Source organism: Pseudomonas borbori, assembly GCF_900115555.1.
GTDB classification, from domain to species: Bacteria; Pseudomonadota; Gammaproteobacteria; order Pseudomonadales; family Pseudomonadaceae; genus Aquipseudomonas; species Aquipseudomonas borbori.
The window spans coordinates 1-7,324 of record NZ_FOWX01000067.1; the positions used below are offsets into that span (position 1 = coordinate 1).

Consider the following 7,324-nt stretch of genomic DNA (forward strand, 5'->3'; position numbering starts at 1 on the left):
TCGTAAACACACACGAGCAGAGCTGGAGGGCGCACTTGATCGAATCCAGGCGGGATTTGGCAAGGATTACAACCTGACTTTTTGTTGAGCACTTACAAGGGGCTGCCGGTGTGACTTACGTCCCCCCACCACCAGACCTGTGCCGCGAATTGATGGAACACCTCATGCAGTTTGCGAATGAGGCCCCCACCCAAATCGACCCACTGGTCGCAGCTGGAATCATCTCCTTCGGTTTCGTATTCCTCCACCCTTTCATGGATGGGAACGGGCGATTATCCCGATTCCTGATTCATCAGGCGCTTTGCCGCGCTGGCGCACTGGAGAATGGCTTGCTACTGCCGATGTCGGTGGCAATGAAACGTGAGGAGCGCCAATACCTGGAGTCCCTACAGGGATACTCACGCCCAGCCCGAGAATTCTGGGAAGTGCAGTGGATCGACTTTGGAAAGTTGACCTTCGACTTCCGGGGCGATGCGGCGATCTACCGCTACTGGGACGCAACTGCTTGCGTCATCTTCACCATGGAAATGGCTCAGCACGCCCTGGAGGTCGAACTGCGGGAAGAAGCTGCTTTCCTGGAATGCTACGACGCAGTCTACAAAGCGGTGGATGAGCAATTCGACATCCGTGGCAGCGACTTGGCCAACTTGGTGATGATGTGCCTAACCAATGACGGTTTTGTTTCCAAACACCGTCGTAAGCAATATCAATACTCAGTGCCTACTGAAGTCTTCGACTACATCGAGCAGGCTACTCAGCAGGTCCTTGCCGAGCAGCGCACGACTCGAGAGGATCGCTCATGATTGAAGTCGCCCCACAGTTCCGCCTGCTAAAATCAGGTAAATAAAGTTATACTTTAAATTCGGGTTAACCATATAAAAGGAAATACACAGCATGTCAAAACTTGCCGAATTTCGTGCTCTTGAACAGCAACTTGCCGCTCAACTGGCAGAACTGGAAGCACTCAAGAACGATGATGGCCTTAAAAAAGAAATGGAGTTTGAGGAAAAGCTCCGTTCCCTGATGTCGAAATACAACAAGGGTCTGCGCGACATCATTGCCATCCTTGACCCGCAAACCAAAGTCGGCAAGCTCACCAAACAGGACTCTGGGCTGCGCCGTCCTCGTCAAATGAAACGCTACAAGAACCCCAAGACCGGCGAGGTTGTTGAGACCAAAGGCGGCAACCACAAAATTCTGAAAGCCTGGAAAGAAGAATTCGGCGCCGACGTCGTTGAAGGCTGGCTGCAGTAACGACCAACCGAGCTAGGGGCGCCGTACCACCGACGGCGCCAATACCCTCCAAGACTCGCCCTCTCCTCCACGCCCGCCTGCGACATAGTTGGTTTGCCATCACACGTGGCCCCCATAGATTGATCCCACTGGAAAATAGTGCGATGGCATGGAGCAATAATGAAGACACTTTTTTTACTGATGGCACAGTACGACGGGCAGGCGATAATCCCGCTTGATCGGGTTTGTCAGGACTACTTTTCACATCTCAGCCCCGAGATGTTCCAGCGCAAGGCACTGAGCGGCGCGCTAAAGATCCCCATTGTACGCATCGAGCCGAGCCAGAAATCCGCCAAGGGAATTCACCTCGAGGATCTAGCTGCTTATCTCGATATCCAACGCGCGGAAGCGATCAGGGAGCGAGATCAGCTCATCGGCGACCTCCGCGCCGGGAGAGGCCGTTGATAGTACGGTCTCCATATTTCACGCCCGACGCCAATAACTTCGGGAGCCACCTCCATCCCACATATGGGTCGCCGCGCCCGTTCAAATGGGTGTAACGCCGCAACGAGTTCCAATCCCTGTGACCGGAAACGCTTGCCACCCGGGGAATATCCCACCCCATTTCGAATAACCGACTAACACCGTCGTGGCGAAGGTCATGGAAGTGCATATCCACGACGCCTGCGCGCTCGCAGACTCGACTCCACGCCGTGGACACTGACTCACTGTTGTATGGAAAGATCTCGTCGCAGGTACGCGGCATGCTTTTCAGGATCGCCCAGGCTTCATCTGGCAGATGGCACCACACGTTGTTGCCGATCTTATCTCCCGGATTCTTCATATCCCGGACCATGACCATCTGCCGTGACTCGTCCAGATCATCCCAGCGGATACGGCAGATCTCATCCTGTCGGCGCGTTGAGAAAATAGCGAAGCCTGAAACCTTCAACATATTGATGGAGGTAGGTCGGCTCGCCAGGACGTTCTCGAACTCGGCGAAAATCAGGTCGAGTTCCTTAAGCGAAGGCCGGCGGTCGCGCTCACGACTTTTCAATTTATATCCCAGCTTGGCCAGCACCTTTCGCGCATCTGCCATCGCGTGCGGATCGATGTCACAGCCCCAAGCAGGGCGCGCGACGGAGAGCACGGCGCCGAGATGAGCAAGATCATTTCCAGCCGTCTGAGGCTGAACCCCTCCGCCCTCAGGACTCATACGCCATAGCGCGTAATCAACCAGTACTTGAGCAGTAACGCGGCGATCTTCGCATTCGCCCAGATAGCTCTTGGCAATGGCCTCAAGCGTTGCCTTCTTGGTCTTACCTATCGGACGCGCTTTGCCGTACTCATCGAGGTAAGTCTCAATCATGGAGGCAACGGTTGTACTGGAGCGATTCGCCCGCTCAATAGCACCTGGCTCGTCCAGCTCGGTCTCGCGACGCTTGGCCCAGGCCTGAGCGGCCTGCTTGCGGGCGAAAGTCTGGCTCTCTTGGTAGACTTGTGCTCCGTTCTTCTTGATCCGGATTTGTACGGTGTAGCGGAGCGAGCCGTCCGCGCTCTTTCTAGCTCGAATGGTTGCCACGGCAATCTGCCCTCCTGGCTGGTGGTACAAGAAGTTTTCTCGGTGGTACATTTTACCACCGACTTGAGAAACATGCCCGGAAACCCCCGAAAACACGTTGAGAACGCGACAGAAGAAATGCCTCTAGAATCAGCATCAAACCCAGCAACCACGCGCCCTGCACTGTCCCGCCGCTTCTCCGTGGCGCCGATGATGGATTGGACGGATCGGCACTGCCGTTTTTTCCTACGTCAGCTGTCGCGGCATGCGCTGCTGTATACCGAGATGGTTACCACGGGCGCGCTGCTGCATGGCGATAGCGCGCGCTTTCTGCGCCATAGCGCAGCAGAATACCCGCTGGCGCTGCAGCTGGGTGGCAGCGTGCCGGCCGAGCTGGCGGCCTGCGCCAAGCTGGCTGAAGCGGCGGGCTACGACGAGGTCAACCTGAATGTCGGCTGCCCCAGCGACCGGGTGCAGAACAATATGATCGGCGCCTGCCTGATGGCCCACCCGGCACTGGTCGCCGACTGCGTCAAGGCGATGCGCGATGCGGTGAGCATTGCGGTGACGGTCAAGCACCGTATCGGCATCGACGGGCGCGACAGCTACGCCGAGTTGTGCGATTTCATCGGCCAGGTGCGCGATGCCGGCTGCCAGAGTTTCACCGTGCATGCGCGTATCGCCATCCTTTCCGGCCTGTCGCCCAAGGAAAACCGCGAAGTGCCGCCGCTGCGCTACGACCTGGCGGCGCTGGTCAAACGCGACTTCCCGGCGCTTGAGATCATCCTCAACGGCGGCATCAAGACCCTGGAGGAATGCCAGACGCACCTGCAGACTTTCGATGGCGTGATGCTCGGCCGCGAGGCGTATCACAACCCTTATCTGCTGGCGCAGGTCGATCGGCAGCTGTTCGGTTCGACGGCGCCGGCACTCGGCCGCTTCGAGGCGATGCAATCGATGCGCGGCTATATTGCCGAGCACCTGGCCGAGGGCGGCAGCATGCACCACATCACCCGCCACATGCTCGGCCTGGCCCAGGGATTCAACGGTGCCCGGCGCTTCCGCCAGCTGTTGTCGGTGGATATTCACAAGACCGCCGAGCCCCTGGCCCTGTTCGACCAGGCGGCGCAATTGCTGCAAGGGCGCTGACTCGGGTAAGGTCAGGACATCAGTAACTACAAGGCAGTGCCATGACTTCCAAGCTGGACCAACTCAAGCAATTCACCACCGTGGTCGCCGACACCGGCGACTTCGACGCCATCGCCCGCATGCAACCGGTCGACGCCACCACCAATCCGTCACTGCTGCTCAAGGCCGCCGCCATGCCGCGCTACGCGCAGTTGCTGAACAATGCAGTCAGCACCAGCCAAGGCGATCTGGGCCTGGCCTGCGACCGCTTCGGCGTGACGGTCGGCCAGGAAATTCTCAAGATCATTCCGGGGCGTATTTCCACCGAAGTCGATGCGCGCCTGTCCTTCGATACTCAGGCCACCCTGCGCCGCGCCGAACGCCTGATCGACCTGTACGAGCAAGCTGGCGTCGGCCGCGAACGGGTCCTGATCAAGATCGCCTCGACCTGGGAAGGCATCCGCGCCGCCGAGCAACTGGAAAAAGCCGGCATCCAGTGCAACCTCACCCTGCTGTTCTCCTTCGCCCAGGCCCAGGCCTGCGCCGATGCCGGGGTGTTCCTGATCTCGCCGTTCGTGGGCAGGATCTACGACTGGTACAAGAAGGCCGAAGGGCGTGATTTCGTCGGTGCAGAGGATCCGGGCGTGCAGTCGGTGACGCGCATCTACAACTACTACAAGGCCAATGGCTACGCGACCGTAGTGATGGGCGCCAGCTTCCGCAACATTGGCCAGATCGAGCAGTTGGCCGGTTGCGACCGCCTGACCATCAGCCCGGAACTGCTGCAGCAACTGGCCGATGACCAGTCCCCGCTCGAACGCAAGCTGAGCAGCGGTCAGCCCGCCGAAGCGCGGCAAAGCCTCGAGCAAAGTCAGTTCCGTTGGGCGATGAACGAGGATCCCATGGCCACGGAGAAACTTGCCGAAGGTATTCGTCAATTCGCTCGCGACCAGGAAAAACTGGAAAAGCTGCTCGCCGACATCGCCTGAATGCAACGCGGGGCGCCGACTTTCATCGCGCACCCCGCACTTGTTGAAAACGGCGATCTAGCGCTGATGCTCTAGCGCGTTGACCAGATCGTGGAAGGCTTCGCGATTGGAGTCGTTCAGATCCATCAAAATACGGTGCGCCTCCAGCACTTTGGCCCGCACCACTGCTTCCGATTGATCCTGCGACGGCAGATCGTCCAGGCACTCCGGGCAGGGAATCGGCGTATCGACGATGTTGAACACCTGATCGAAGCCCATCGACTGCAACAGCCGCGTGATGTCCGGATGGGTGGTCACCACAGTCGGCAGCAGACCGATCTTCTGCCGCGAGAGAATCGACAACTTGGCCAGCAAGCCCAGGGTGGTGCTGTCGATGCTGCGCGTCTCGGTCAGGTCGATGACGATGGCGGAGAAATTCAGCGCGGTAAAAATCTTTTCGATGGTGGAATCCAGCGCCGAACACAGGGTCAGGCGCACTTCACCGACAAATTTCAGTACGAAGGTACCGTCTTGTTCGGCGAACTGGATTCTACCGGGGTTCATCCCAGGATTCATGCAAGGTTCCTGCTTAACACCAGCAAGGCAATATCATCCGGCATATCCGCCAGATTGGCCAGCCCAAACACTTGGCGCAATCCATCCAGGGTTCCGCCCGCCGAGCTGACCAGACGGGGCAGCGCGAGTTCTTTTTCCTGCAAGGTATCGCCTGGCAGCAGATCGAGAATACCGTCGGAGAGCAGCGTCAAGCTGAACGATTCCGGCAATTTCAACACATGATCGCTGTATTCGGCTTCATCGAACAAACCAACCGGCAAACCACGTCCAGTCAGGTAATGCGCTTCGCCTTCGCTGTAAAGCACTGGCAGCGGCAGATGGCCACCGATGCTGTAAGTCAGCTGGCCCTGCTGCTCATCGATGACGCCACCGAGCATGGTCACGTGCTTGCCCAGCTTGCAATTGATCAGGCCGCGATTGATATGGCCGAGGACTTCCGAAGGCTTGAACTCGGGAAAACTGCCATTGCGCCGCAATTCATAGAGCAAACGGGTGGTCATGAACTTCAGCAGCACGGTGACGAATGCCGAAGATGCGCCATGCCCGGACACGTCCGCGAGGTAAAAGGCAATGCGCCGCTCATCGACACGGAAGTAGTCGACGAAATCCCCGGACAGATAGAGCGACGGAATGATCTGGTGAGCGAATTGCAGCCCATCGGCGTGCCAAGGCGTAACCGGCAGCATATTCATCTGCACCTGGCGACCGGCGTTCTGATCTTCCTGCAGCAGATGCAGGCTGGCTTGCAGCTCGCGGTTGGCCGCCTCCAGTTGTTCCCGATAGCGCTGGTTCTCCAGGCGCAGATGCGCGCGATCCAGTGCACGACGCACCGAATGCTCGAGTACCGCGAGGTCTTCCAGGGGTTTGATCAGATAATCGGCGGCACCCAGGCGCAAGGCTTCGACCGCGTCATTCATCACGCCGGCGCCCGACACCACGATAACCGGGGTTTCCACCTGCAGCTCGTTGATCCGTCGGATCAGCTCGAGGCCATCGACCTGCGGCATGCGCAGATCGCAGATCACTACATCCGGCTGTTCGCGCCGGAAGACATCGAAGCCTTCCAGGCCATTACAGGCTTGCAGAACGGTGAAGCCGCTGTCTTCCAAGTAGGCCGCGAGACTCGCACGCACCACTTCGTCATCATCGATAATCAGCAGCGTGGCACTGGTTGTGTGCATTGGGTATCCAGGCAAACTGCGCCGGGGCAAGGCTAGGTGTAAGCACCAGGCCATCAGCCTGCGCGCGCGTACTCGGTTCGTCTCAAGGCGCTGACGGTACTCCCATACGCACCTCGGTTCAAGCATGCGCCTATCATCATTACGCGACTTTACACCGCAAATCGGCGAAGGTTATAAGGGCCACAGGAGAACCCTACAACAGAGAGGATAGCGTCCATGAGCCAAAGTAATCACGATTACAGTGAGAAACGCGATTACATCCGCATGCGACTGGAAGCACCGGTCACCCTGCAGCATGCGGGAAAGGAAATTCCCGCACTGTGCCTGGACCTGTCGAGCACCGGCATGCAGCTCGAGGTCGAGTGTGCGCTGAAGATGGGCGACATGGTCAAGGTGCATATCGCCTCCGACCATAACCAGCTCAAAGGGCTGATGGTCGAGGGCGAAGTGGTCCGCGTCAGCGACATGGACAATGGCCGCCAGACTCTGGGCCTGGCGATTCTGTCGATGAATTGAAACCTCCAGATTCAATACGCAACAAGGCGGCCCGATATGGCCGCCTTGTTGTAGGTAACGCTTGAATGTAGTGGTCTACTGATTCCGGACACCCATTTAGGCGAGAATGCTCGCCAGATCGAGGTGTCAGATGACCAAACAACGCCGTTCCTTTTCTGCTG

The 7,324-nt window shown here is 58.2% G+C and carries 8 protein-coding genes and 1 pseudogene; 6 read left to right on the top strand and 3 right to left on the bottom strand.

Annotated elements, in window-relative coordinates; translation table 11 throughout:
* Positions 1 to 92: 92 nt before the first annotated feature.
* From BM315_RS23570 to BM315_RS23580, 3 genes and pseudogenes are all read left to right on the top strand, one after another.
* Positions 93 to 803 (top strand): annotated as a pseudogene (locus tag BM315_RS23570) (Fic family protein); the annotation flags it as partial.
* 91 nt (positions 804 to 894) lie between these two features.
* Positions 895 to 1,254 (top strand): histone-like nucleoid-structuring protein, MvaT/MvaU family, encoded by a 360-nt coding sequence (locus BM315_RS23575; protein ID WP_090506072.1) that lies wholly within the window; start codon positions 895 to 897, stop codon positions 1,252 to 1,254.
* Positions 1,255 to 1,413: 159 nt separating this feature from the next.
* The gene (locus tag BM315_RS23580; protein ID WP_090506074.1) at positions 1,414 to 1,698 is read left to right on the top strand and encodes a pyocin activator PrtN family protein; all 285 of its coding nucleotides are present in this window, start codon (positions 1,414 to 1,416) and stop codon (positions 1,696 to 1,698) included.
* Here the strand turns inward: BM315_RS23580 and BM315_RS23585 are convergent.
* On the bottom strand, positions 1,664 to 2,815 hold the full coding sequence (locus BM315_RS23585) for a site-specific integrase (RefSeq protein ID WP_090506085.1): 1,152 nt from the start codon (positions 2,813 to 2,815) through the stop codon (positions 1,664 to 1,666). The genes BM315_RS23580 and BM315_RS23585 overlap by 35 nt on opposite strands.
* 117 nt (positions 2,816 to 2,932) lie before the next feature.
* Between BM315_RS23585 and dusA the strand changes: the two genes are divergently transcribed.
* Both dusA and tal read left to right on the top strand, forming a co-directional pair.
* Positions 2,933 to 3,943 (top strand): tRNA dihydrouridine(20/20a) synthase DusA, encoded by a 1,011-nt coding sequence (gene dusA, locus BM315_RS23590; RefSeq protein ID WP_090506075.1) that lies wholly within the window; start codon positions 2,933 to 2,935, stop codon positions 3,941 to 3,943.
* Between the two features lie 41 nt (positions 3,944 to 3,984).
* The gene (tal, locus tag BM315_RS23595) at positions 3,985 to 4,911 is read left to right on the top strand and encodes a transaldolase (protein ID WP_090506077.1); all 927 of its coding nucleotides are present in this window, start codon (positions 3,985 to 3,987) and stop codon (positions 4,909 to 4,911) included.
* Positions 4,912 to 4,968: 57 nt separating this feature from the next.
* Here tal and rssC read toward each other — a convergent pair whose 3' ends face one another.
* Positions 4,969 to 5,454: an anti-sigma factor antagonist RssC gene (gene rssC, locus BM315_RS23600; protein ID WP_090506079.1), complete on the bottom strand. Its 486-nt coding sequence runs from the start codon at positions 5,452 to 5,454 to the stop codon at positions 4,969 to 4,971.
* An 8-nt stretch (positions 5,455 to 5,462) separates the two neighbouring features.
* Positions 5,463 to 6,647 carry a two-component system response regulator RssB gene (gene rssB / locus BM315_RS23605; protein WP_090506081.1) on the bottom strand — a complete coding sequence of 395 codons (1,185 nt, stop codon included), beginning with the start codon at positions 6,645 to 6,647 and terminating at the stop codon, positions 5,463 to 5,465.
* A 216-nt stretch (positions 6,648 to 6,863) separates the two neighbouring features.
* Between rssB and BM315_RS23610 the strand changes: the two genes are divergently transcribed.
* Complete coding sequence (locus BM315_RS23610; RefSeq protein WP_090506083.1) at positions 6,864 to 7,163, top strand: PilZ domain-containing protein; 300 nt, start codon at positions 6,864 to 6,866, stop codon at positions 7,161 to 7,163.
* Positions 7,164 to 7,324 lie beyond the last annotated feature (161 nt).

What these genes read in the sequence shown, in the direction of transcription:
- BM315_RS23575 (WP_090506072.1), top strand. Translation starts at nt 895, where the DNA reads ATGTCAAAACTTGCCGAATTTCGTGCTCTTGAACAGCAACTTGCCGCT.
- BM315_RS23580 (WP_090506074.1), top strand. Translation starts at nt 1,414, where the DNA reads ATGAAGACACTTTTTTTACTGATGGCACAGTACGACGGGCAGGCGATA.
- dusA (WP_090506075.1), top strand. Translation starts at nt 2,933, where the DNA reads ATGCCTCTAGAATCAGCATCAAACCCAGCAACCACGCGCCCTGCACTG.
- tal (WP_090506077.1), top strand. Translation starts at nt 3,985, where the DNA reads ATGACTTCCAAGCTGGACCAACTCAAGCAATTCACCACCGTGGTCGCC.
- rssC (WP_090506079.1), bottom strand. Translation starts at nt 5,454, where the DNA reads ATGAACCCCGGTAGAATCCAGTTCGCCGAACAAGACGGTACCTTCGTA.
- rssB (WP_090506081.1), bottom strand. Translation starts at nt 6,647, where the DNA reads ATGCACACAACCAGTGCCACGCTGCTGATTATCGATGATGACGAAGTG.
- BM315_RS23610 (WP_090506083.1), top strand. Translation starts at nt 6,864, where the DNA reads ATGAGCCAAAGTAATCACGATTACAGTGAGAAACGCGATTACATCCGC.